Here is a 23674-nt window from a genome sequence, read left to right as displayed (position 1 = left end):
CACTACAATGCATGGCATAGCGAATATTTGAACCCAAGGGAATGACAGCACCATGACATCGAACGACAACGCGACGCCGGGCACGCTGCTCGAACGCGGCGCGGGCGTTGCCGTCTGGCGGCAGATCGAACAGATTCTGGCAGCGGAAATTGCAGCGAGCGGCTTTGGCGAAGACGGCCGTTTGCCGAGCGAGGGCGAACTGGCCAAACGCTTCGACGTGAACCGGCATACCGTGCGCCGCGCCATGCTCGGTCTTGCCGCATTGGGCCTCGTCAGCGTCGAGCAGGGACGTGGCACCTTCGTGCAGCCCGGCGCGATCGACTATACGATCGGTCGGCGCACGCGGTTTACAGAAAACTTGCGGCAGCAGCATCATGCGGCGGCGGGCACGATGTTGTCGTCCGCGCGCGTGAAGGCCGAGCCGAATGTCGCGAAGGCGCTCAGCTTGCGGGCGGGCGCCTCGGTCTACCGGATCGAGACGTTGCACGAATCGGATGGCGTGCCGCTCACGTTCGCGCGCAACTGGTATCCGGCTGCGCGTTTTCCGGACTTGCCGGAAGTGCTGGAGCGTACCGGCGGCATTACCAAGGCGATGGCCGAATTGGGCGTGACCGACTATCTGCGTAAGTGGAGCCGTATCGGCAGCGTGTTGCCTGAGCCGGAAGTGGCGCGGCGTTTGAATATCAACCGGCAGCAGCCGGTGTTGTGGGTCGAAAACGTCGACGTCGATCTGGAAGGCACACCGATTAAATACGGCTTCACGCATTTTGCGGCGGATCGTGTGCAGTTGCTGGTGGAGCACGAAGTATGAGCGCCGTGGTGGAGAACACCGGCGATCAGGCCGAATGGAGCACCGGCGCGCGGTTCGCGGTCTATTACGCGCCGTCGCGCGGTTCAGTGTGGTGGCGCGCCGGTTCGGCGTGGCTGGGGCGTGACGCGGAAAGCGGCGAGCGCTGTGCGGCGCCCCAGCCGGAAGGCTTGACGCGTCCGCTGGCGGAGCTAACCGAAGCCCCGCGTCGCTATGGTTGGCACGGCACACTGGTCGCGCCGTTTCGTCTCGTTGAAGGCGTGACTCAACACGATGCGCTGGAAGCGACGCGTCGATGGGCGCATACGCAAAACCCATTCGCGTTGCCGGTCGAAGCCGCGACGCTCGGCGATTTTGTGGCGCTGCGTCCCGCGGATCAGAACGGCGAAGCAAACATTGGCGCTGTTGCCGCAAGTGCACTGCGCTCGCTCGATGCACTGCGCGCCAGACCGTCCGCGGCCGATCTCGCGCGCCGTCTCGCCGCGCCGTTGGGTGAACGGCAACGTGCGCTGCTGATCGAATGGGGCTATCCGTACGTCTTCGACGAATTCCGTTTTCACATGACGCTGTCCAGTTCTCTCGCCAATACCGACGAGCGCGCAACGCTGGTTGCGTGGTGGCAGGCGCAAACACCCGCGCTCGGGCCGCTCGTTATCGATCACGCGGCGCTCTTTGTCGAACCCGCGCCTGGTGAGCCATTTGTCCTGTGGCAGCGCGTGCCGTTTCAGACCCGCGAGGTGAAATAACAATGGCAGGTCGTTTGATTTATGTAATGGGGCCGTCCGGCGCGGGCAAGGATTCATTGCTGGGTTTTGCGCGTAGCCGTCTGATGGGCGAGCCGATTCTGTTTGCGCATCGCTACATCACGCGGCCGAGCGGCAACGGTGAAGCGCATGTTGCGTTGAGCGTCGAAGAATTCGCGGCGCGTTCGGTGCTGGGTCTGTTCGCGCTCGAATGGTCGAGCCACTCACTGCGTTATGGCATCGGTATCGAGATCGATGCATGGCTTGCGCGCGGTTGCACAGTTGTCGTCAACGGGTCGCGTCAGCATTTGCCGCATACGCTGGCGCGTTATCCGCGCACGGAAGTCGTGCATGTGGACGCCGCACCGCATATTCTCGAAGCACGGCTCGGCGCGCGGGCGCGTGAGTCGGCGGAACAGGTCGCGGCCAGGCTTGCACGACGGGCACCGTTTTCATTGCCGGAAGGGCTTCGGTGTACAACGATCGATAACTCCGGGGCACTGGAAGACGCAGGGCACGCGCTGATCGCTTTTTTGCAGGCGGAGGGCGACATTCGCCACGTTTCCCACGCTCCCCACGTTCGCTAGGCTCGACTACCCGGCCGCCGCCATGCGCTCCCGGGTCGCTTCCTGCAAACACGACACGAACTGCAGCACCGCCGGCGTGGGCAGCAAATCGCTCCGCGGGATGATGCTAAAAAGAACAGTATCTTGTTCGAACAAGATGGCGTGGCTATAGTGCTCGTCTGTTTGCCGCGTGATGCGGCGTGAATTCCATGGAGCGATAGATGAGCGAAGCCGCGCGTTTTACCGAAGTGTCCGACCTGGCGCCTGCAACCGAGAGCCTGCGCGAGATCCGCCATCACATCCATCAGCATCCGGAATTGGCGTACGAGGAAGTCCAAACGGGCGCACTGGTGGCGGAGAAGCTCGAACAATGGGGCTGGCAGGTCACGCGCGGGGTCGGTCAAACCGGCGTGGTGGGCACGCTGAAAGTGGGCAACGGCACGCGCAGCATCGGCATTCGCGCCGACATGGATGCGCTGCCGATCATCGAACAAACCGGTCTGCCGTATGCGAGCGGCACGCACGGCAAGATGCACGCCTGCGGTCACGACGGCCACACGACAATGCTGCTCGGCGCCGCGCAGCATCTTGCCGCCACGCGTAATTTCTCGGGCACCGTGCATCTGTACTTCCAGCCGGCCGAAGAAAGCGGCATCGACAGCGGCGCGATGAAGATGATCAACGACGGCCTGTTCGAGCGCTTTCCGTGCGACGCCGTGTTCGGCCTGCACAATCATCCGGGCGAGGAACCGGGCGTGATGCTGTTCCGCAAGGGGCCGTTCATGTCGGCGGGCGACAAGGCGATCATCACGATCGAAGGCGTCGGCGGCCATGCGGCGCGTCCGCATCTCACGGTCGATCCGGTGGTCGTGGCGGCGAGCATTGTGATGGCGTTGCAGACCATCGTGGCGCGTAACGTGGACCCGTCGCAGCCGGCGGTGGTGACGGTCGGCTCGATGCATGCGGGCACCGCGAACAACGTGATTTCGAGCAGCGCAAAGCTGGAATTGAGCGTGCGTTCGTTCAGCCCCGAAGTGCGTGCACTGCTGAAAAAACGCATTACCGAACTCGCCGAAAGCCAGGCCGCGAGCTATGGCGGCAAGGCGGTAGTGGAGTATATCGAAGGCTATCCGGTGGTGATCAATTCGGATGCCGAAACGGACTTCGCGGTGCAGGTGGCGCGTGAACTGGTTGGCGACGACAAGGTGATCGAGCAGACCGACATCTTGATGGGCAGCGAAGATTTCGCCTTCATGCTGCAAAAACGGCCCGGTACATTCCTGCGGATCGGCAACGGGGCGGGCGAAGACGGCTGCATGGTGCACAACCCCCATTACGACTTCAACGACCGCAATCTGCCGGTCGGCGCCGCATTCTGGACGCGCCTGGTGGAGCGGTATCTGGGGCAGTGAGGGGCCCGGGTTGTTAGCGAGGGGCCTCAGGCGCAATGGGCGCGCATGCGAGAAACGCGCGCCTTTCGAGGCACCTTCGTGTACTCAATCGCGCTCAATCGCAATCAACCGCGCCGCGCCACCATCTCCGAGACCGTCTGCGCGGCCTGCTGCAGCGGCTCCAGAAACGCCTTCACCATCTGCTTGGCTGAATTGCGCTGAGCATTGCCGCTGATGTTCATCGCTGCGATCACGCGCCCCTGGCGGTTGCGAATCGGTGCGGACAGCGAAATCAGACCGCCTTCCAGCTCCTGGTCGACGATCGCCCATCCCTGGCGGCGCACCTGCGCGATCAGCTTTTTCAGCTCCTCCTTGTCGGTCACCGTGCGCGGCGTATGCGCATAGAGCGGCGTCGAATTCAGAGTTGCTTCGAGCGTGTCGTCGTCGAGCGCGGACAGCAGCACACGGCCCATCGACGTGCAATACGCCGGCAAGCGGCTGCCGATCGACAGGTTGATGGTCATGATCTTGTGCGTCGGCACGCGCAGCACGTAGACGATCTCCGTGCGATCGAGCACGGCCGCCGAGCAACTCTCGTGAACCTGCGACGACAGATTTTCCATCACCGGTTCGGCGAGGTTCCAGAACGGCATCGAGGTCAGATACGCGAAACCGAGGTCGAGAATCTTCGGCGTGAGGCGGAACAGGCGGCCTTCGGCCTCCACGTAGCCGAGCGTCTGCAGGGTCAGCAGAATGCGGCGTGCACCGGCGCGTGTCAGGCCGGTGGCCGCGGCGACGTCAGTAAGCGTCTGTTCGGGGCGGGTGGCATTGAACGCGCGAATTACCGAGAGGCCTCGTGCGAACGACTGCACATACGAGTCGCCCGGTTTGTCCGCGACCGGTTCGGCGCTGGCAGGAACGGCAGAAGGCGGTGGCAGGGCTTTGCTCATGGACCTTGAAAGATGCGTTCGAAGAAGGGCGCGTAGCGTTCGCGCGTTTCAGCCGGCGCGATGCGGTGCAAAGGCGTGACGATAGCTTAAGCCTTCTGTTTCGCCAACTTTGCCCGCTTTTGCCCCTAGGTCGCCGCGAGTGAAATCTGCCTTGCGCCTAGTGGCTAAGCCATTGATTATAAATAATTCGTAGGCTTGGAAGGCGGGTTAAACGCTAACTCGCCTCCTGCGCGGCAGCGTCCCGATGATGATCGGCGGCGAGGAACATATACATCGCAGGCACCACGAACAATGTAAAAAGGGTGCCGATCGAGAGCCCCGTGAAGATCACGAGCCCCATCGCATTGCGGCCCGCGGCACCCGCTCCCGAGGCGAACACGAGCGGCACGACGCCGAGCACCATCGCCGCGGTGGTCATCAGAATCGGGCGTAGCCGCACGGCCGCCGCTTCTTCCAGGGCTTCGCGCTTCGATTTGCCGGCGTGTTGCAGCTCGTTGGCGAACTGGACGATCAGGATGCCGTGTTTGCTGACGAGCCCCATCAGCGTGACGAGCCCGACCTGCGTGTAGATGTTCAGCGTCGTCAAGCCGATGTTGATGAAGATGAGCGCACCGAACAGCGCCATCGGCACCGAAACCAGGATCACGATCGGGTCACGGAAACTTTCGAATTGCGCCGCAAGCGCAAGGAACACGATGATCGTGGCGAGCAGCAGCGTGATGACGAAGCCGCCCGATTCCTGCACGAACTGCCGCGACTGGCCCGAGTAGTCCGCTGCATAACCTGCTGGTGCGACCTGGGTGGTCGTCTTGCGCAGAAAATCGAGCACCTCGCCTTGCGACACGCCCGGTACGATCACGCCTGAGATCGTCGCCGAGTTGAGTTGCTGGAAGTGGTTGATCGATTCCGGCACGACGTTGTGTTCGAGATGTGCAATCGTCGAAGCCGGCATGACGCTGCCGTCCGGCGTACGCAGGTAGTAATCGAGCACCTGCGAAGGATTCAGGCGGTCGGTCTGCAGGACCTGCGGAATCACCTTGTAAGAGCGCCCGGCGATCGAGAAGTAGTTGACATAGCCGCCGCCGAGCGCAGAACCGAGCGCTTGCCCGACGTCGCTCTGCGAGAGCCCGAGGGAGGCGACCTTGTCGCGGTCGACCACGAGCGTGGCTTCCGGCTTGTCGAGCTTGAGATCGCTGTCGACGAAGAAAAACATCCCGCTCTCGCGGGCTTTTTGCAGGACTGCCTGTGAAACTTCGTTGAGGTTCTCGAACGGCTCGGTCGTGCTGATGACGAACTGCACTGGCAGGCCCTGCGAGCCTGGTAGCGGCGGAAACTGGAATGCCGCGACGCGCGCACCTGAAATCTGATTCCATTTCTGCTGCAATTCCTGCTGCAAGGCGGTCGCGCCCTTGCTGCGCTGATCCCATGTCTTGAACAGCACACCGCCGATCCCCTGGTTGAGTGTCGGCGCGCCCGTGAGCTGGAACATCTGCGCGTATTCAGGCAGCGCCTTGGAGATATCGAACACCTGGTCCGCGTACATCTGCATCTGCTGAATGGTCGCGTTCGGCGGTCCCTGGATCTGCGACAGGACGATCCCCTGATCCTCCTGCGGCGCGAGCTCCGATTTCGAGGTCATGAACAGGTAGACCGTGCCGCAGAGCAGCAGCGCGCCCATCACGGTGAACACGGGCCAGGTGTCGAGCGTCGCGTGCAACAGGCGGCTATAGCCACGATGGACGCGTTCGAACTGGCGGTCGACGAAACGCGCGAAGCGCCCGGACTCCTGGTCCGCACGGAAGAAGCGCGAGCACATCATCGGCGACAACGTCAGCGCGATTACACCGGACACCGTCACCGCGCCGGCGAGCGAGAAGGCGAACTCGGTGAAGAGGGCGCCCGTCAGGCCGCCTTGAAAACCGATCGGCACATAGACGGCGATCAGCACGACAGTCATCGCGAGAATTGGTCCGCCGAGTTCGCGCGCGGCGATCAGTGCTGCGTCGAATGGCGCCTTGCCTTCCTCCTTCATGTGGCGATCGACGTTTTCGACGACGATGATCGCGTCGTCCACGACGAGGCCGATCGCGAGCACGAGCGCGAGCAGTGTCAGCAGATTGATCGAATAGCCGAGCAACTGCATCACGAAGAACGTGCCGATGAGCGATAACGGCATCGCGATCAGCGGCACGATGACCGCGCGGAAGCTGCCGAGGAACAGGAAAATCACCGCCGTGACGATCAGCAGCGCCTCGACCAGCGTCTTGATCACCTCGACGATCGCCGTGTTGACGAAATCGGTGGCGTCATAAACGATCTCACCGGTCATGCCGGTCGGAAACTGCTTCTGCAGCCCGGGAAACACGGCCTTCACGCGTTTGGCGACATCGAGGATGTTGGCGTCCGGCGCCACCTTGATGCCGATGAACACCGAACGCTTGCCGCTGAACGCGACGTTGAAATCGTAGCTGTCGGCGCCGAGCACGACGTTCGCGACGTCTTCGAGGCGCACGATCGCGCCGTTTTTCTGCTTGATGACGAGTTGCTTGAAGTCGTTGACGGTATGCAGGTCCGTGCCCGCGTTCAGGTCGACGCTGACCATTTGCCCCTTCGTCGTGCCGAGTGTCGCGAGGTAGTTGTTGTTGCCAAGCGCCGTGAAGACGTCGCTTGCCGTTACGCCGTGCGCAGCGAGCCGTGTGGAATCAAGCCACGCGCGTAACGCGAACTGCCGTCCGCCGAGGATTTCCGCCGTCTGCACGCCTTCGATCGAATCGAGCTTGGGCTTGATGACGCGCAGCAGATAATCCGTGACGTTGTTGCTCGGCAGCACGTCGCTGTAGAAACCCATGTACATCGCGTCGGTGGTCTGCCCGGTTTGTACCGTCAGCACCGGCTGCTGCGCCTGCGGCGGCAACTGGTTGCGCACCGAGCCGATCTGCGTGTTGATCTCGGTCAGCGCGCGGTTCGCGTCGTAGTTCAGCCGCAGTGTGGCGGTAATGGTCGACACGCCAGTGCTGCTCGTCGAAGACATATAGTCGATGCCTTGCGCCTGAGCAATCGCCGCCTCGAGCGGCTGCGTGATGAACCCGGCGATGGTGTCGGCGTTCGCCCCATAGTAGGCCGTGCTGATCGTCACGACGGCGTTTTCGGTTTGCGGATACTGGCTGACTTTCAGGGTGGCCAGCGAGCGCAGTCCGAGCACGAGAATCAGCAGGCTGACGACCGATGCAAGCACGGGCCGCCGGATAAAGAGATCGGTGAATGTCATCGCGCGGTCTCTCTATTGTTCCTGCGGCGTCGGGTTGGGACTGTCCGAGGGCTGCACGCTGTTGTTGATGACGAGCGGCGTGCCGTTCTTGAGCTTGAGTTGCCCGCTCGTCACGACCTGCGTGCCGGCGGCGACACCTTTGAGGATCGCGACCTGATCGCCGCGCGTCGGCCCTGGCGTGACGAACACCTGCTGCGCGACGGGTAGCGATTTGCCTTGCGCATTGGCTTGTGTGCCCGGTTTGACGACGAACACGGTCGCGCCATACGGGTTGTAGGTGATGGCCGTTTGCGGCAGTGTCAGGTAGCGCTGTCCGGCGCCCGCGTCGATCTTCACGTTCGCATACATGCCCGGCAGCAGCTTGCGCTCGTGATTGTCCACGCTAGCTTCGATCTGCACGTTGCGCGTGGTGCTGTCGACTTTCGGGCTGAGCGACTGGATCTTGCCCACGAACGTTTGCCCGCTAAACGCGTTGGTGTCGACCACGATGGTCTGGCCGATCGCAAGCTGGCCGAGCTGCTGTTGCGGCACGTAGAAATCGGCGTAGATCGGATCGATCGCCTGCAGCGTGACGATCGCATCGCCCGGATTAATGTATTGGCCCGGATTGATCGTGGTGATGCCGAGGCGCCCCGCAAACGGTGCGCGGATGGTTTTCTTTTCGACGAGCGCGGCTTGTCCCGCGACTTGCGCCTTCTTGCCCTTCAGGTCGGCAGCGTCCGCATCGAGCTGCGCTTTGGCGATCGCCTTGATGTCGTACTGCGCCTGATCGCGCGTGAAGACGGTCTGCGCGAGTTCTGCCGCTGCCTCTAACGAATGGAGCAGCGCCACGTCGGTGTCGTCGTTGAGCCGGACGAGGACTTGCCCGGCCTTCGCTTCCTGTCCCGAGCTGAACGCCACCTCGCGCACGAGGCCCGCGACTTCGGTGGTGACGTCGACGCCGCGCACGGCACGCAGGCTGCCGACCGCCGCCAGCTGCGGTTGCCACGACTGATAACCGGCGACGACCGCCGAAACGGTGGCGGGCGGCGCCGCGTTGCCCGCCATGAACTTGGCGAACATATATGAGCGGAACTGGTTGAAACCGACGAGTGCGGCCAGCAGCAGGCCGACACAGATCAGCATGATCACCATCCGCTTCGTCATCGGTTTTCTTTCGGTCATCGTGATGTCCTTGCACGGCATTGGGCGAAGCGCCCGACTTTGCATGCCTTCGTGTCTGACAGCGCGTGTTGCAAAGAGCGGTACGGCGAGCGTTCTGTCCGGCTATGTCAATGCGTCAGTCATTGCGTCGGTCATTGCGTCGTCGCAGCGGCGGTCGGCGCAGCGGCGTTCCACCAGCCGCCACCGAGCGCCTGGAAGAGGGCCGCGGTGTCGGCGTAGCGGGAGGCCTGTGCCTGCGCGAGGCTCACCACTGTTTGCTGGTACTGGCGTTGGGCATCGAGAAGCGCCAGGTAGCTCACGCCGCCGACGCGATACTGCCCGCGCGTGAGTTCCAGCGAGTCGCTGGCGGAGCGCCAGGCGTCCGTCTGTGCTTTCAGGCCGGTCGCGTCGTGATCGAGCGCGCGCAGCGAATCCGCGACGTTCTGGAACGCCAGCAGCACCGTTTCACGATATTGCGCGTCGGCCTGCTCGTACGCCGCCTCGGCCGCGCGCTTCTGCGCGCTCAGTTGCCCGCCGTGGAAGACCGGTTGCAGCAGGCCGGCGCCCAGGCTCCAGATCGTGCTGCCGGCCTTGAACACCTGGGCCGGCGTCAGGGCCTCGGCGCCGTAGCTGGCGGACAGCGTGATCTGCGGATACATCGCCGCTGTCGCCACGCCGATTTGCGCGCTGGCCTGATGGAGCACGGCGTCGGCGGCGAGAATGTCGGGCCGCTGCTGTACCAGTGCCGACGGCAGGCTCACAGGCAGCGCCTCGGGCAACGAAAACATATCGAGCCTGAATTCAGGCAATGTGGCGTCGCTGGGCAATTTGCCGGCCAGCACGGCGAGCTGGTGACGCGTCTGGTCGAGCTGTTGTTGCAGCGGCGGCAGCGTGGCGCGGGTCTGCGCGAGGAGGGTTTGCTGCGCGAGCACCGCCGTGCGGCCCACGCCGCCCAGTTCGAACTGCTTGCCGAGTACGCCCAGTTGCTCGTCTTCCTCCGCGGCGATCCGCTCGGTTGCCTCGATCTGTGCGCGCAGTGACGCTTCCTTGACGGCCGCGGTCACGATGTTGGCGGACATCGCGAGATAGGCGGCCTGCAACTGGAAACGCTGGTAATCGATTTGCGCGTGCAGCGCTTCGAGTTCGCGCCGCGAGCCGCCGAACACGTCGAGTTTGTACGACACGTTCACCGACGCGTTGTACAGATTGAACTCATCGACCACGCCGGGTTGGCCGAACGCGATGCCGTTCAGTTTTTCGCGCGTGGCGCCAAGTTGCGCGTCGACGCTGGGCAAAAGCGTGCCACCGGCTTGCGCCGAGAAGTTTTCGCGTGCCTGCCGCAATGCGGCTTGCGCCGCGGTGATGTTTGGACTGTTGACGAAGGCCTGACGGATCAGCGCGTCGAGCGGTTCGCAATGAAAGAGCGCCCACCAGGCGGCGGGAATGTCCTGTCCCGGCACAAAGCGCTGCGGCAAGCCGGCGGCCCCTGGAGAAGAGGCCGTCTGCTCGGGCAATGGCGAGGCGGTGTAGGTGTCGGTAGCGGGCGCGGGGGGAGTACGGTAATCGGGACCGACCATGCAGCCGGCGGCTGCGGCGCAGCCGCATAACGCGACCCACAGGCTCCGCTGCCGGACAATACGCTGGATAACGTCGATCATCGATCCACCTTATATCGCTTGCGTTTAACCTAAACGACGGAGCGGACGCGGATATTCAGGCAACTTGAACTTTCGATGTTTCTTTTCCTGACGCCGGAATTTATACCATGCGGGACATTTCTACGCTTAGCCTAGCATGGTCGATCTCAGCGCTTGCGCACGAGATCACGTAGTCAGGGCGCTTGACGGGCTTTCAGGCTTGGGGATTAACGTCACCGGGACATCCAGATGAAAGAGATCGCCTCATTTCCCTCCTTTAGCCGCCGCGACAGCGAAGCGGTCCCATGGCAGCGATCGGCCGTCGCCTCTGGGGTTGAAGTCAAAAACCTCGGCACCGCGGACGGCCGTGCCATTCAGTTAGTGAAGTTCGCTCCGGGCGTGACCTTTCCGGACCATTACCATACGGGGCCGGAATTCATTTACATGCTCGAGGGGCAGGCTGTTCAGAACGGCGAGATTCTGTCAGCAGGATGGGTTGGCATTGCCAGCGCGGGAACCGTCGATCACGGGTTCAGGAGCGAAACAGGGTGCGTGTTCCTGTTTGTCTACGACCATGGGCAGGTATTCGATTCTGTGCAGCCGCCAATGAAGGGATAGGCACGCCACCGCCGGCTGATGTTCGATCGGCGTTACGACGCGTGCGCGGTAGACGTCGCGCGACCGCGCTCGGAAAACTCAGGGTTTGCATCGATGCCGCCCGAGCCTCAAATTTGTATGATGACCCGACAACCTGATTCATCGGGGCCCTCATGTTCGACAAGATTCCTGCCCGGGCGCTGAGCGATACGGTCGCGCAGCAGTTGCTCAAGCAGATCGACAAAGGCACCTTCGCGCGCGTCGGCAAGCTGCCGACCGAGGCGGTGCTGGCGCAGCAGTTCGGCGTGAGCCGCACGGTGATCCGTGAGGCGATTTCGCGGCTGAAGAACGAAGGCGTGGTCGAGCCGCGCCAGGGCAGTGGTGTATTTATCGCCACTCATGGCGCGATCCGGCCGCTGCGCATCGACTATGCGGAAGCGGTCGAAACGGGCTCGGTGCTGCAAATCCTCGCGTTGCGGCGTGCGATCGAGGCTGAAGTTGCTTCGGAGGCGGCCATGTGCCGCAGCGACGCAGACATGATGTCGATCGACGCCGCCCTCTCGAAGATCGACGAAGCGGTGGCCGAAGGCGAGAACGGCGTCGCCGAAGATGTCGCTTTCCATCGCGCAATCGCCGCGGCCACCGGCAATCCGTATTTCCTCAAGACACTCGCCTTCCTGAATCAGTACCTCGAGGCAGGCACCCTGGTCACCCGTCGCAACGAAGCGCTGCGCGATGACTTCTCACGTCAGGTGCGTGAAGAGCATGCGGCCATCGTCGCGGCGATCCGGGCCGGCGATTCGATGGCGGCGCGCAATGCGGCGAGCACGCATATGAACAATGCGGCACGGCGGCTCGCGGACGCGGGCATTTGTTGAGCTGAACCAAGTCGAGGCGGGTTGCCCGGTTGGGTTTCATCGGGCGCTCGCGGCTAACCAATATAGAGGTCAGGCATGTCCAGAAATGTCGGCGTTATCGGTCTCGGGGCGATGGGCATGGGCGTCGCGCGCTCACTGCTGCGCGCGGGCTTTCAGGTCCACGCATGCGATCTGCGCAGCGAGATCCTGCAAGCGTTCGTGGCGGCAGGCGGCGTCGGCTGTGCGTCGCCTGCCGAGCTCGGCGCGCAATGCGAGGTGGTAGTCACGCTGGTCGTGAATGCCGCCCAAACCGAAGCGGTGCTATTCGGCGCACAAGGCGCGGTCGCCGCGATGAAACCCGGCAGCGTGGTGATTGCAAGCGCAACCGTCGCACCGGACTTCGCGATCGAACTCGGCAAGCGCATCGAAGCGGCCGGTTTGCAGATGCTCGACGCGCCGGTATCCGGTGGCGCGGCACGCGCGGCGTCCGGAGAAATGACGATGATGACGTCCGGCCCGGACACCGCCTATGCCGCGTGCGAGGACGTGCTGCCCGCGATGGCGGGCAAGGTCTATCGGCTGGGCTCGGCGCACGGCGCGGGTTCGAAGGTGAAAATCATCAATCAGTTGCTGGCCGGCGTGCATATCGCCGTGGCCGCTGAGGCGATGGCGCTCGGTTTGCGCGAAGGCGTCGATCCCGATGCGCTGTACGAGGTCATCACGCATAGTGCGGGCAATTCGTGGATGTTCGAGAACCGCGTGCCGCATATTCTGAGCGGCGATTACACGCCGCTCTCGGCGGTCGATATCTTCGTGAAGGATCTCGGTCTGGTGCTCGATACCGCGCGCCGCTCGAAATTCCCCTTGCCGTTGTCGGCGGCGGCGCATCAGATGTTCATGATGGCGTCGACGGCGGGGCATGGCGGCGAGGACGATTCCGCGGTGATCAAGATCTTCCCCGGCATTGACTTGCCGGCGGCGAAGTAAGCGCGGAGCCTGCCATGACCACTCCGTCCAGACGCGCGCTGCTCGGCTGTATCGCCGACGATTTCACCGGCGCCACCGACCTCGCCAACATGCTGGTGCGCGGCGGCATGCGCACAGTGCAGACCATCGGCGTGCCCGCGTCGAACGATGCCGTAGAAGCCGATGCGCTGGTCGTCGCGCTGAAATCGCGCACGATCCCCGCCGCCGACGCGGTCGCACAATCGCTCGCCGCGCTCGACTGGTTGCGCGGGCAAGGATGTCGCCAGTTCTTTTTCAAATACTGTTCGACGTTCGATTCGACCGACGCCGGAAACATCGGTCCGGTCACGGATGCCTTGCTCAACGCCTTGTCCGCTGAGGTGGGCGCAACGGCTTTCACGATTGCCTGCCCGGCGTTTCCCGAGAACGGCCGCACGATCTATCGCGGCTATCTGTTCGTCGGCGATACCTTGCTGAACGAATCGGGCATGGAAAATCATCCGCTGACGCCGATGCGCGATGCGAACCTCGTGCGCGTGCTGCAGCGGCAGACCGGATCGAAAGTCGGCCTTGTGCGTTACGACACGGTGGTAAAAGGCGTGTCGGCAGTACGTGATTCCCTCGATGCACTATGCGGCGACGGCGTGCGAATAGCGATTGTCGATGCGGTATCGGACGCGGATCTTTACGTGCTCGGCGAGGCATGTGCCGACCTCACGCTGATCACGGGCGGCTCCGGCGTGGCGCTAGGCCTGCCCGCCAATTTCCGTCGCGCCGGTTTGCTTGCGGAAGGCAACGATGCCGCGCAATTGCCGCGTGTCGAAGGATGGTCGGCGGTGCTGGCAGGCAGCGCTTCGAAAGCGACCAACGCGCAAGTGGCGGCCTGGCGCGAAACACGGCCCGCGTTCCGCATCGATCCGCTGGCGGCGGCGCGCGGCGAGCCGGTGGTCGAGCAGGCGCTGGCCTTTGCGCAGCAGTACCTGGATAAAGCCGAGCCTGTGTTGATCTATGCCACCGCCACGCCCGACGAAGTCAAAGCGGTGCAACGCGAGCTCGGCGTCAACGAAGCGGGACACCTGGTTGAATCCACGCTGGCGTCGATCGCACGGGGTTTGCGCGAACGCGGCGTGCGCAAGTTCGTGGTGGCGGGCGGTGAAACCTCGGGCGCCGTAGTGCAGGCACTTGACGTGCACACGTTGCGGATCGGTGCGCAGATCGATCCCGGCGTGCCCGCCACCGCGACGACGGACGCCGACCCGCTCGCACTCGCATTGAAATCCGGCAACTTCGGCACGACCGACTTTTTCGAAAAGGCACTGCGTCACCTCGATGGAGGCGTGCAATGACCAGCACACCCGCACTCCACACGACGAACGAAGCACGCGTGCGCGAAGAAATCTGCGTGACCGGTGCAAGTCTCTATCAACGCGGCTATACGGTGGGCAGCGCGGGCAACATCAGCGCGCGCCTTGACGACGGCTGGCTGATCACGCCGACCGATGCCTGTCTCGGCCGGCTCGATCCCGCCGATATCGCCAAGGTCGATTTCGCCGGCAATGCGGTGTCCGGCGGCAAGCCGTCGAAAACGCTGGCGCTGCACCGGGGCATCTATGCACGCAACGGCGAGGCACGCGGCATCGTCCACACGCATTCGACGCATCTGGTGGCGTTGACGCTCGCCGGCGTATGGCACGACGACGATGTTCTGCCGCCGATTACGCCGTACTACGTGATGAAAGTGGGTCACGTCCCCCTGATTCGTTATAGGCGCCCCGGCGACCCGCAAGTGGCCGAGCAGATCGCCGCACTCGCCGGCACCGTTCGTGCGGTTTTGCTCGAGCGCCTCGGCCCGGTGGTGTGGGAGCGCTCGGTGGCGCAGGCGTCGTATGCGCTTGAGGAGCTCGAAGAGACCGCTCGCCTGTGGCTGATGACGAACCCGCGACCCGTGCCGCTCGACGATGCGGCGCTCGAAGAACTGCGAACCGTATTCGGTGCGCGCTGGTAGACGCACACGCCATCGCGAGATCTTGTGCCCGGAGCATGCATTCATTGCTGCTTGCGCACGCTGAACGAAACCGCTTTAAAGGAGTTGCTGCCATGCCTCGCTTTGCTGCCAACCTGACCATGATGTACAACGAGCACGCTTTCCTCGATCGTTTCGCCGCAGCGGCAAAAGACGGTTTCACCGCGGTGGAGTTTCTGTTTCCCTACGATTTCCGTGCCGGAGAAATCAAGGCGCGGCTCGAAGCGAACGGCCTGACTCAGGCGCTCTTCAATGCGCCGCCCGGCGACTGGGCCGCGGGCGAACGCGGCATCGCTTCGCTGCCGGGGCGCGAAGACGAATTTCGTCGCAGCATCGAAACCGCGCTCGATTACACGCGCGTGCTCGGCAATCGCAAACTGCATGTGATGGCGGGTTTGATCGGCGCGGATCAATCGCGGGCGAAGCATCGCGAGGTGTATCTGAAGAATCTCGCCTATGCCGCCAAGGCCGCGCAAGAAGAGGGCATCACCGTCGTGATCGAGCCGATCAATACGCGCGATATGCCGGGCTTCTTTCTGAATCGCCAGGATGACGCGCAGGCGATTTGCGCGGAAGTGGGCGCACCGAATCTCAAGGTGCAGTTCGACTGCTATCACTGCCAGATCGTCGAGGGCGACCTTGCGGTGAAGCTTAAACGCGATATGGCCGGCATTGGTCACATTCAGGTCGCCGGTGTGCCGGAACGCCATGAGCCCAATATCGGCGAACTGAATTATCCCTACCTGTTCGATCTGATCGACACGCTAGGCTACGACGGCTACATCGGTTGCGAGTACCGGCCGCGGGCCGGCACCTCGGCTGGGCTCGATTGGCTTAAGCCGTATCTGAATGCCGCGCGCTAGCAAGCGACAGAGCAGCCGATCAAGCAAGGACAAAGCACATCATGAAAGTACTGATTACCGGCGGTGCAGGTTTTCTCGGCCAGCGTCTCGCGCGTGAACTGTTGACGCGCGGTTCAGTGAAGGATGAACACGGCAAGCCGCAAGCGATTACCGAGCTGGTGCTGCTCGACGTGGTGCACGGAAGCGATTTCGGCGACACGCGTGTACGCACGGAAGTGGGCGATATCGCCGAGCGCAGCGTGCTCGAGCGCGTGATCGACGACAAGACGTCGGCCATCTTCCATCTTGCCGCGATCGTGAGCGGGCAGGCCGAGGCGGATTTCGATCTCGGCATGCGCATCAATCTGGACGCATCGCGCCTGCTGCTGGAAACGTGCCGGCAACGCGGGCATGCGCCGCGTGTGGTGTTCACGAGTTCAGTGGCCGTGTATGGCGGCGATCTGCCCGAAGTCGTGCAGGACGACACCGCGCTGAATCCGCAATCGTCGTACGGCGCGCAGAAGGCGATCGCGGAGTTGTTGCTCAACGACTACACGCGGCGGGGTTTCGTCGACGGCCGGGTGTTGCGCCTGCCCACGATTAGCGTGCGCCCGGGCAAGCCGAATGCGGCGGCCTCGTCGTTCGCGAGCGGGATCATTCGCGAGCCCCTGAACGGCGAAGCGGCGGTATGCCCGGTAGCGGGCACGACGCGTTTGTGGCTGCTGTCGCCGCGCAAGGCCATCGAAAGCCTGATCGCCGGACTCGAAATCGATGCCGCTGCGCTCGGCAACCAGCGCGTGCTGAATCTGCCGGGGATTTCGGTGAGCGTCGACGAAATGGTGGCGGCGCTGCGTGAAGTCGCGGGGGAAGAGACCGCGAAGCGGATCGTGTGGCAGCCGGATGCGCGGGTTGAGAGGATCGTCGGCAGTTGGCCGGGGCAGTGGGATCCCTCGCGTGCCGAACGGCTCGGGTTGACCGGCGACCACAGCTTCGCCGATGTGATTCGCGGCTATATCGCCGACGAGGGTATTCAGATCCGCTGATAACGCGCGTGCTGGGGCGGGTATTTCAACGGCATCCCGGACCGGACAGCAGAACGACCCAAAGCCTCGTGCCGACAGGCGTAAGAACACGCTTGCCGGCACGAGCGCGTCAATCTTCAGACCTTTTGACTGGTCATGGCTAAACGCCGCCGGCCTGCAGATATTCCCTGGTCCGAGGCCGGCTTTGCTTGACATGGTTTCAGGCACACGCCTATTATCGAGTCTAGTTGTTCGATATATGACCTTGTGTTCGTATATAGAACAAATGGCCGCAGTCCTGAGCCCATCGTTCACCATCCTGCGCTAAGCTGATCTGTCGCGACGGCTGCCATGTGACCGTTCCCGTTGCGTCAACCGGGTCGATACCGCACGGTATCCAGCGCGCGTCACGCGCAAGCGGCCGGCGTCACGAACCGATATCCGCTAGCGGCGCAGCGCATGCAGCACATCAACTGGAGACATCACATGACCGAAGCATTCCTGTGCGACGCGATTCGCACCCCCATCGGCCGCTATGCGGGTTCGCTGTCGTCGGTTCGCGCCGACGATCTGGGCGCGGTGCCGCTCAAAGCGCTGATGGAGCGCAACAAGGACGTCGACTGGAACGCGATCGACGACGTCATCTACGGCTGCGCGAACCAGGCCGGTGAAGACAACCGCAACGTCGCGCGCATGTCGCTGTTGCTGGCCGGTTTGCCGCAAGGTGTGCCGGGCTCCACGGTGAACCGCCTGTGCGGCTCGGGCATGGACGCGGTCGGCATTGCCGCACGCGCGATCAAGTCGGGCGAGGCTGCGTTGATGCTGGCCGGCGGCGTCGAAAGCATGAGCCGTGCGCCGTTCGTGATGGGCAAGGCCACCAGCGCGTTTTCGCGCCAGGCCGATATCTTCGACACGACGATCGGCTGGCGTTTCGTGAACCCGTTAATGAAGCAGATGTACGGCGTCGATTCGATGCCCGAGACTGGCGAAAACGTCGCGACCGACTACAAGATCAGCCGTGCCGATCAGGACGCGTTTGCGCTTCGCAGTCAGCAGAAAGCGGCACGTGCACAACGCGACGGCACGCTCGCGCAGGAAATCGTCGGCGTGACTATCGCGCAGAAGAAGGGCGATCCGATCACGGTGTTGCAAGACGAACATCCGCGCGAAACCAGCCTTGAAACGCTTGCCAAACTGAAGGGCGTGGTGCGCCCGGACGGCACGGTCACGGCAGGCAACGCGTCGGGCGTGAACGACGGCGCAGCGGCGTTGCTGCTTGCCAACGAAGAAAGCGCGAAGCGCTTCGGCCTCACGCCGCGTGCACGCGTGCTGGGTATCGCAACGGCAGGCGTCGCGCCGCGCGTGATGGGCATCGGCCCGGCGCCGGCCACGCAGAAGTTGCTGGCGCGTCTGAACATGACCATCGACCAGTTCGACGTGATCGAACTGAACGAAGCATTCGCCTCGCAAGGTATTGCTGTGCTGCGCACGCTCGGCGTCGCGGACGACGACGCGCGCGTGAATCCGAACGGCGGGGCGATCGCGCTCGGCCACCCGCTCGGCATGAGCGGCGCGCGTCTGGTGACCACCGCGATGTATCAGTTGCACCGCACGCAAGGCCGTTTTGCGCTGTGCACGATGTGTATCGGTGTCGGTCAAGGCATCGCGATCGCGATCGAACGTGTGTGATGGTTTAGCGCGTGTGCAGGGAAGCGCTGAGGCATCTTGAGTGTCGACGCTTCGCGTATGGCGACTCCTGTAGCCGCATCATGAACGGCCCCTTCGCTCAGGCGACGGGGCTGTTTTATTTTGCGCAGCGCGTTGATTCACCGGCTATTGAATTGATGTTTAATCGGTGTTAATGCGACTTTATATTGCGTTGCGGCGAATGTCGTCGATAAAAGAATAATGAAACCATCGGGCTGTCATGCAGTATGCGTTTAATGCTTTATGCATAGTATGAATTGTCGCCCTATATAGATAGGTCTGGCAGGTAAAGCAGTGCTGTCAACCCGCTAGACGCCGCTGAGACGCCACACTGCGGCATTTCGCAACATGTCGTTCACTGATTTGAAAATCACAATATAAACAGTCGTAGCTTCTTGTAAGGCATGTACAATCGTTGCGCCGTACCCATTTACTCATTGTCACCCTGAAGCTGTATGCATTCGCGGCGTTAATCGGCATCCTGCGGTTTTAGATCGCCGTAACGCCAGATCGAACAATTTCTCGAGGAGAGAGTAAATGAAGGCAGCGACGATTGGAGCAGCGTTGATGGTAGCGGCTTTCGCCGCGGCGCAACCGGCGTGGGCGCAAGATGCGATGGCCAGTGCCGCGCAAGGCATTGTCAGCGCGGTGCAACCGGTGCATGTGAAGGCGCAGATCGTCGGTATCGATCAGGGCAGCCGCACGCTCACGCTCAAAGGGCCGGGCGGCAACGCGGTGGTCGTGCTGTACAAGAATGCGTTGCTGGTGAAGGCCGAAAAGGTCACCGGCCCGGACAAGGGCATTCGTGAGCGCGTCGATACGCAAGTGTATGCCCCGGCCTCGGGCGGCTTTGCATCCGCGCGCCAGATCGAGGTGCTCGCCACCGTGCAGAAGATCGATCACAAGAAGCGCCTCGTCACGCTGCGCGGCGCGTATCAGACGCAAACGCTCGAAGTCGGACCGGACGTCGATCTGAAGGGCGTCAAGGTCGGCGATACGGTTCACGCGGTATTCGTTTCGGCAGCGGCCGTGCAGGTGACGCCGCAATAGGCGGCACAGTCAATGTCATGCCAGTAAGCGGCACACGTTCAAGCAGTATCAAGCAGCCGCGCAACACGGCATGACTGGCTCCTCGCAGCCGGCATGGCTAATCGGCAAACACCCCTCATCGCAGGGGTGTTTGCTTTTGTACGGTACGAAAGTCGACCATCGAGTTGCGAGGGGGCACGCTATCGAGTCGCCGGTGCCCCCAGGCCCAACCATGCGAGCCGCCCCAGCCATCGCCTGACGAAACCGCGTCTGGCAGGCAGCGCGCAACTCAACGACACGCGCGCGCTGCGTTCGCTATCCGTGCTGAGCCACACGCGTTCGCCGCGCTGCAGCCGGAACTCGTTGCCCGGTTCGAGCCAATGATCGTAAGGCGAGTTGACGCGCGTGAGCCATAGGCGCGCGCCTTGAACACTGAGCGTGCTGTCGGCGTCGACACGCCACGTCAGCGTTGCGCCTCGCACTACGGAAAAATGTACGACTACCTTCGGCAGACGCTCGTCCGGTTGATATGCAGACAGACTTGAGTCGTCATCCATGCACTGCGGGCTTGCCTGATCCATCTTGCTCTCCGTCATCGAGCCGGCGGACGGAGGCACCTATAAAACAAAAGGCCCCTTCCGTTACCGGCGGGGCCTTTGGGTCTTGTTTGCAGATTCAGACTGCTAACGCGCACATGCTCCCAAACGCCTGCCGATGATGGCATGCATTGTTGGGTTTTTAATCGCGACTGCGATGGAGGTGTGCGTCAACATGCGAATGAGTGTGCCGTTTTGCCGCATGTCTTGTCAATAAAAAAATCGCAATGGATTCAAACGACAACACGAGGCACGCAGGGGCGGCTCGCTTTGCTTGCTGAGACGCTGACGCGGATTTGCGCGGCGAGTGCGCTTCGCAATGCGTAACGCTTGCGACGGGTTGCGTTGCCGGTATCGTCGCCCTGACGTTCGGCCAGATAGCGCGCCGGCGGCGCGAGAACGAACCAGCCATTCCAGCGCGCGAGCGCTCCGCACTCGATCGACAGCCGATCGTAGTCTGCAGCCACGCGACGCTTTCTCAGGCAATAGCGCCAGTTCGCATAGATGTGCGCCTGCTTCGAGACGATGAAGGTGCCGCCTGCATCGAGCGCCGCGGCGACACATTGCGCGAGATAAATCACCAGCACTTTCGGCCGCAGTCCATACCACCGTTTGGTGAGCGCGCGAAACAGCTCGCGGCCGTTGATCGAAGTGTCCGGACCCTGGACGGAGCCGATGCAAAGACGTGGTCGCCGCACTTTGCCGCCGAGATAGGCGAGGCTGAAGGTACAGGAGACAATGCGCCGGTCCCGCGCATCGCGGATGCACAAGGTCCAGTCGCCTTCCTTCTGAAACTGTTCGATCGACTCGAGCGACACGTGCCAGCGCTCGGCGCCTACCTCGAACGATGCGATCGGCGCCGAGCCGGCTGCGGTGATGCGCGCGGCGAGTTGCGGCACGCGCTGCTGGGTCAGCGCATGATGATCGAGGCTCGCCGTGAGGCGTTCGCGCGGACTGAAGCGGGTATGGAGGAACGGCCGATGCATGCGTTCGAGCGCGGTGGGATGGCGTCGCACCAGATCTTGCAAGGGTGAGATGGCGCAGCCTTTGAGCCATACTTGCGTCGAACGCCACGACAGGAGCGAGCGCAGCCACAATCGCACGCGGCGCCAGCGATGAAACACGCTGGTGCCGGGATAGAGTGCATGAGCGGCTTGCTGAATGACCGCAAAGGACGCAGTGGCTCTCGCGAACCACGGCGAGCGGGCGCGAGCCCCCTGGTTGGAAACGGTCGTCATGGCAGATCCCTTGGCTATTTCAACGAGGCGATGCAAGTGGCGGGGATCGCGCTTCCGTGTCGAATTACTTGAGTGTTTGTCGAGTTTTGTCGCGCGTGTCGCATGATGTGCGGCGCATCCGCTATGCTGTGCGTCGAGCCGCCTCGTCCGCCTCTTCCGGCTCGTTGCCGGCCGGGTCCGCGCCGTGCGGATGCGTATGTAGAGCGGCGCCATCGCTTGCTGGCCGTGCAGCGCGCCGTACCGTTGCCGGCCGCTATTAAATCAGTTAGCCCTGAACGATTTGTCCATGCCATTCCGGATCCTGCTTGTCGAAGACGATGACCGCCTGTCCGCGCTGGTCGCTGGTTATCTGCGCAAACACGAATACGAAGTCGAGACCGTGCTGCACGGCAACGACGCCGTGCCGGCAATTCTCAAGCGCCGCCCGGACCTGGTGATTCTCGACGTGAACCTTCCCGGCAAGGACGGGTTCCAGATTTGCCGCGAGGCGCGCGAGCAATTCGACGGCGTGATCATCATGGTGACCGCGCGCGATGAGCAGTTCGACGAAGTGCTGGGCCTCGAATTCGGTGCGGACGACTACGTGCATAAGCCTGTCGAACCACGCGTGCTGCTCGCGCGCATCAAGGCGCAACTGCGCCGCGTGAGCGCACGCACGCCGGAGGCCGGCCGACCGGAGAGCTATACCTTCGGCAAGTTCGAGATCAGCCGGGCCAGCCGCACGGTCAAGCTGCCGGACGGCAGTCTGCCCGATCTGACATCGGCCGAATTCGATTTACTGTGGGCCTTGGTGAGTTGCGCGGGCGAGGTGGTGAGCCGCGACGAGCTGATGCGGCAACTGCGCGGCATCGAATTCGACGGCCTTGACCGCACGATCGACGGCGGCATTTCCAAGCTGCGCCGCAAGCTGCATGACGACGCCGGCACCCCGCAGCGCATCAAGACGATACGCGGCAAGGGCTATCAGTTCAGCAAGCTGGCATGGGATTGAAGACGCATGCGGCGGTTGCAGTCGCGGTTGAGTTGCGGTTGCAATTCGGCTGAGTCGGCATTGAGTTTCAGTCGAGTAATACGTCGAAATATCGGCCGACAAAACTCCACAAACGCGGCAGCAAATCGACAGTCACGCGAGACGGGGATGATTAGCATCGCAAGCTTGTGTAATGACAGGCTTATCGATGTCCGCTCGCGTTTCCCCACTTTCCCGCCATGCCGTGTTGATGATTCACGGCTTGGGTGGCACACGCCATGATTTCGGCGCGCTCGACCGCAAGTTCGAGCAGATCGGTTGCGACGTACATTTGCCGTCGCTGCCGGGCCACGGTTCGAACCCTGACGCGTTGAGCCGCGTGACGTTGAGCGACTACATGCAGTTGCTGAGCCGCACCTACCGCGAACTGGTCAAACGTTATGAGCGAGTCGACGTGGCGGGCATTTCGATGGGGGCCTTGCTTGCATTGATGTTGAGTGCGCGCGAGCGCATGACGACAGGGCGCCTGATTCTGCTCTCGCCGCCGTTATTCCTCGACGGCTGGGGCGGTTCACGCCTGCGTCCATTGCGCTACTTGATGTATTGCGTGCCGGGCCTGCGCCGATTGATTCGCGTCCCGGAGGGCGACCCGTTCGGTATCAAGAACGCGCGCATACGCAACCTGATCCGCCGCCATCTGCAGAAGGGCAGTGGCGTCCACTATCCGTATGTGCCGTTGGCGGCGATCGAGCAGGTGGACTGGATGCGCTTCGCGGTGAAGCGAGCCCTGAGCCGCGTGACGTGCGAGACCCTGGTCATGCATTCCGAGGAAGACGAAGTGACGAGCATCCGCTCCGCGGAATTCGTGTGCGAACACTTGGGAAGCCGCGCCGTGACCTTCGTACGCTTGACCGACAGCTACCACATGATCACACTGGACAACGAACGAGACACAGTAGCGGAGCAAACCCTGGCATTCGTACAGAGGGCGTAAGGGACGAGCGGAAGAGCAAGCAAAAAAACGCAGCCCAGAGCAAAGCAAACCACGGTGCCGCACCGAAGGAACCGAGCTAAACTGCCGGTTGGTTTCAAGAAATACGCTTCGGCGCGCGCAGCGCCGCCGGAAGTATGGCGCCCTTGTCACTGGCGTATGCAGGTGCACGAACCCAGATTCCAGATGCACCACTACCCTGTGCAAACTACGGAACCCGCTTAGCAGGAGTGGTTTGAGCCGCTTTCTTTTGCCTACTTTTCTTTGCGGCATGCAAAGAAAAGTAGGTGCCGCCCCGCACAGGGGCAACACTAATAGACCACAACCGCA

21 protein-coding genes are annotated in these 23674 nt (G+C 62.6%); 15 read left to right on the top strand and 6 right to left on the bottom strand.

Annotated features, from left to right (window positions below):
- The first annotated feature begins 52 nt into the window (after positions 1-52).
- The 4 genes from phnF to M0D67_RS20205 all read left to right on the top strand — a co-directional run bounded on the left by phnF (position 53) and on the right by M0D67_RS20205 (position 3529).
- Positions 53-811, top strand: coding sequence for a phosphonate metabolism transcriptional regulator PhnF (gene phnF, locus M0D67_RS20220; RefSeq protein ID WP_266239482.1), 759 nt, complete (start codon positions 53-55; stop codon positions 809-811).
- Entirely contained in the window at positions 808-1554 is a 747-nt protein-coding gene (locus M0D67_RS20215; RefSeq protein ID WP_266239481.1) for a DUF1045 domain-containing protein, read from the top strand. The genes phnF and M0D67_RS20215 overlap by 4 nt, the downstream gene beginning before the upstream one ends.
- Positions 1555-1556: 2 nt before the next feature.
- Positions 1557-2138: a phosphonate metabolism protein/1,5-bisphosphokinase (PRPP-forming) PhnN gene (gene phnN / locus M0D67_RS20210; protein WP_266239480.1), complete on the top strand. Its 582-nt coding sequence runs from the start codon at positions 1557-1559 to the stop codon at positions 2136-2138.
- A 200-nt stretch (positions 2139-2338) separates the two neighbouring features.
- Complete coding sequence (locus M0D67_RS20205) at positions 2339-3529, top strand: M20 aminoacylase family protein (RefSeq protein ID WP_266239479.1); 1191 nt, start codon at positions 2339-2341, stop codon at positions 3527-3529.
- A 104-nt stretch (positions 3530-3633) separates the two neighbouring features.
- Here M0D67_RS20205 and M0D67_RS20200 read toward each other — a convergent pair whose 3' ends face one another.
- The 4 genes from M0D67_RS20200 to M0D67_RS20185 form a co-directional block, all read right to left on the bottom strand.
- Positions 3634-4458 (bottom strand): IclR family transcriptional regulator, encoded by an 825-nt coding sequence (locus M0D67_RS20200; RefSeq protein ID WP_266239478.1) that lies wholly within the window; start codon positions 4456-4458, stop codon positions 3634-3636.
- Between the two features lie 214 nt (positions 4459-4672).
- Positions 4673-7726, bottom strand: coding sequence for an efflux RND transporter permease subunit (locus tag M0D67_RS20195; RefSeq protein ID WP_266239477.1), 3054 nt, complete (start codon positions 7724-7726; stop codon positions 4673-4675).
- Positions 7727-7738: 12 nt separating this feature from the next.
- Positions 7739-8890 (bottom strand): efflux RND transporter periplasmic adaptor subunit, encoded by a 1152-nt coding sequence (locus M0D67_RS20190; RefSeq protein WP_266239476.1) that lies wholly within the window; start codon positions 8888-8890, stop codon positions 7739-7741.
- Between the two features lie 131 nt (positions 8891-9021).
- Positions 9022-10527 carry an efflux transporter outer membrane subunit gene (locus M0D67_RS20185; protein ID WP_266239475.1) on the bottom strand — a complete coding sequence of 502 codons (1506 nt, stop codon included), beginning with the start codon at positions 10525-10527 and terminating at the stop codon, positions 9022-9024.
- Between the two features lie 228 nt (positions 10528-10755).
- Between M0D67_RS20185 and M0D67_RS20180 the strand changes: the two genes are divergently transcribed.
- From M0D67_RS20180 to M0D67_RS20140, 9 genes are all read left to right on the top strand, one after another.
- Positions 10756-11124: a cupin domain-containing protein gene (locus M0D67_RS20180; protein WP_266239474.1), complete on the top strand. Its 369-nt coding sequence runs from the start codon at positions 10756-10758 to the stop codon at positions 11122-11124.
- 152 nt (positions 11125-11276) lie between these two features.
- Positions 11277-11981, top strand: coding sequence for a FadR/GntR family transcriptional regulator (locus tag M0D67_RS20175; protein WP_266239473.1), 705 nt, complete (start codon positions 11277-11279; stop codon positions 11979-11981).
- A gap of 75 nt (positions 11982-12056) precedes the next feature.
- Positions 12057-12947, top strand: coding sequence for an L-threonate dehydrogenase (gene ltnD / locus M0D67_RS20170; RefSeq protein ID WP_266239472.1), 891 nt, complete (start codon positions 12057-12059; stop codon positions 12945-12947).
- A gap of 14 nt (positions 12948-12961) precedes the next feature.
- Entirely contained in the window at positions 12962-14272 is a 1311-nt protein-coding gene (gene otnK / locus M0D67_RS20165; RefSeq protein WP_266239471.1) for a 3-oxo-tetronate kinase, read from the top strand.
- Positions 14269-14931, top strand: a complete 663-nt coding sequence (locus M0D67_RS20160) for an aldolase (protein ID WP_266239470.1) — start codon at positions 14269-14271, stop codon at positions 14929-14931. Before otnK ends, M0D67_RS20160 begins: the two co-directional genes overlap by 4 nt.
- Positions 14932-15023: 92 nt before the next feature.
- Positions 15024-15812 (top strand): 2-oxo-tetronate isomerase, encoded by a 789-nt coding sequence (gene otnI / locus M0D67_RS20155; protein WP_266239469.1) that lies wholly within the window; start codon positions 15024-15026, stop codon positions 15810-15812.
- Between the two features lie 41 nt (positions 15813-15853).
- Positions 15854-16834: a D-erythronate dehydrogenase gene (denD, locus tag M0D67_RS20150; protein ID WP_266239468.1), complete on the top strand. Its 981-nt coding sequence runs from the start codon at positions 15854-15856 to the stop codon at positions 16832-16834.
- Between the two features lie 465 nt (positions 16835-17299).
- A complete protein-coding gene (gene pcaF, locus M0D67_RS20145) occupies positions 17300-18502 on the top strand; it encodes a 3-oxoadipyl-CoA thiolase (protein ID WP_266239467.1) in 1203 nt (400 codons plus the stop codon).
- Positions 18503-19057: 555 nt separating this feature from the next.
- Positions 19058-19570 (top strand): hypothetical protein, encoded by a 513-nt coding sequence (locus tag M0D67_RS20140; protein ID WP_266239466.1) that lies wholly within the window; start codon positions 19058-19060, stop codon positions 19568-19570.
- Between the two features lie 179 nt (positions 19571-19749).
- On the opposite strand, the gene M0D67_RS20135 is transcribed toward M0D67_RS20140, so the two are convergent.
- On the bottom strand, positions 19750-20130 hold the full coding sequence (locus tag M0D67_RS20135) for a DUF2917 domain-containing protein (protein WP_266239465.1): 381 nt from the start codon (positions 20128-20130) through the stop codon (positions 19750-19752).
- A gap of 248 nt (positions 20131-20378) precedes the next feature.
- The gene (locus tag M0D67_RS20130) at positions 20379-21383 is read right to left on the bottom strand and encodes a DUF535 family protein (protein ID WP_266239464.1); all 1005 of its coding nucleotides are present in this window, start codon (positions 21381-21383) and stop codon (positions 20379-20381) included.
- A gap of 286 nt (positions 21384-21669) precedes the next feature.
- On the opposite strand from M0D67_RS20130, the gene M0D67_RS20125 reads away from it, so the two are divergent.
- Both M0D67_RS20125 and M0D67_RS20120 read left to right on the top strand, forming a co-directional pair.
- Complete coding sequence (locus M0D67_RS20125) at positions 21670-22374, top strand: response regulator (RefSeq protein WP_175048743.1); 705 nt, start codon at positions 21670-21672, stop codon at positions 22372-22374.
- Between the two features lie 187 nt (positions 22375-22561).
- Complete coding sequence (locus M0D67_RS20120; protein ID WP_266239463.1) at positions 22562-23347, top strand: carboxylesterase; 786 nt, start codon at positions 22562-22564, stop codon at positions 23345-23347.
- The last annotated feature ends 327 nt before the right edge of the window (positions 23348-23674 follow it).

It is taken from the genome of Paraburkholderia sp. SECH4, assembly GCF_030511745.1.
Lineage (GTDB): Bacteria > Pseudomonadota > Gammaproteobacteria > Burkholderiales > Burkholderiaceae > Paraburkholderia > Paraburkholderia madseniana.
This window is presented reverse-complemented; position numbering and strand designations above follow the sequence as displayed.

Bases quoted from the DNA above. Each gene is read 5' to 3' on its own strand.
- phnF (WP_266239482.1), top strand. From the start codon at position 53: ATGACATCGAACGACAACGCGACGCCGGGCACGCTGCTCGAACGCGGC.
- M0D67_RS20215 (WP_266239481.1), top strand. From the start codon at position 808: ATGAGCGCCGTGGTGGAGAACACCGGCGATCAGGCCGAATGGAGCACC.
- phnN (WP_266239480.1), top strand. From the start codon at position 1,557: ATGGCAGGTCGTTTGATTTATGTAATGGGGCCGTCCGGCGCGGGCAAG.
- M0D67_RS20205 (WP_266239479.1), top strand. From the start codon at position 2,339: ATGAGCGAAGCCGCGCGTTTTACCGAAGTGTCCGACCTGGCGCCTGCA.
- M0D67_RS20200 (WP_266239478.1), bottom strand. From the start codon at position 4,458: ATGAGCAAAGCCCTGCCACCGCCTTCTGCCGTTCCTGCCAGCGCCGAA.
- M0D67_RS20195 (WP_266239477.1), bottom strand. From the start codon at position 7,726: ATGACATTCACCGATCTCTTTATCCGGCGGCCCGTGCTTGCATCGGTC.
- M0D67_RS20190 (WP_266239476.1), bottom strand. From the start codon at position 8,890: ATGACCGAAAGAAAACCGATGACGAAGCGGATGGTGATCATGCTGATC.
- M0D67_RS20185 (WP_266239475.1), bottom strand. From the start codon at position 10,527: ATGATCGACGTTATCCAGCGTATTGTCCGGCAGCGGAGCCTGTGGGTC.
- M0D67_RS20180 (WP_266239474.1), top strand. From the start codon at position 10,756: ATGAAAGAGATCGCCTCATTTCCCTCCTTTAGCCGCCGCGACAGCGAA.
- M0D67_RS20175 (WP_266239473.1), top strand. From the start codon at position 11,277: ATGTTCGACAAGATTCCTGCCCGGGCGCTGAGCGATACGGTCGCGCAG.
- ltnD (WP_266239472.1), top strand. From the start codon at position 12,057: ATGTCCAGAAATGTCGGCGTTATCGGTCTCGGGGCGATGGGCATGGGC.
- otnK (WP_266239471.1), top strand. From the start codon at position 12,962: ATGACCACTCCGTCCAGACGCGCGCTGCTCGGCTGTATCGCCGACGAT.
- M0D67_RS20160 (WP_266239470.1), top strand. From the start codon at position 14,269: ATGACCAGCACACCCGCACTCCACACGACGAACGAAGCACGCGTGCGC.
- otnI (WP_266239469.1), top strand. From the start codon at position 15,024: ATGCCTCGCTTTGCTGCCAACCTGACCATGATGTACAACGAGCACGCT.
- denD (WP_266239468.1), top strand. From the start codon at position 15,854: ATGAAAGTACTGATTACCGGCGGTGCAGGTTTTCTCGGCCAGCGTCTC.
- pcaF (WP_266239467.1), top strand. From the start codon at position 17,300: ATGACCGAAGCATTCCTGTGCGACGCGATTCGCACCCCCATCGGCCGC.
- M0D67_RS20140 (WP_266239466.1), top strand. From the start codon at position 19,058: ATGAAGGCAGCGACGATTGGAGCAGCGTTGATGGTAGCGGCTTTCGCC.
- M0D67_RS20135 (WP_266239465.1), bottom strand. From the start codon at position 20,130: ATGGATCAGGCAAGCCCGCAGTGCATGGATGACGACTCAAGTCTGTCT.
- M0D67_RS20130 (WP_266239464.1), bottom strand. From the start codon at position 21,383: ATGACGACCGTTTCCAACCAGGGGGCTCGCGCCCGCTCGCCGTGGTTC.
- M0D67_RS20125 (WP_175048743.1), top strand. From the start codon at position 21,670: ATGCCATTCCGGATCCTGCTTGTCGAAGACGATGACCGCCTGTCCGCG.
- M0D67_RS20120 (WP_266239463.1), top strand. From the start codon at position 22,562: ATGTCCGCTCGCGTTTCCCCACTTTCCCGCCATGCCGTGTTGATGATT.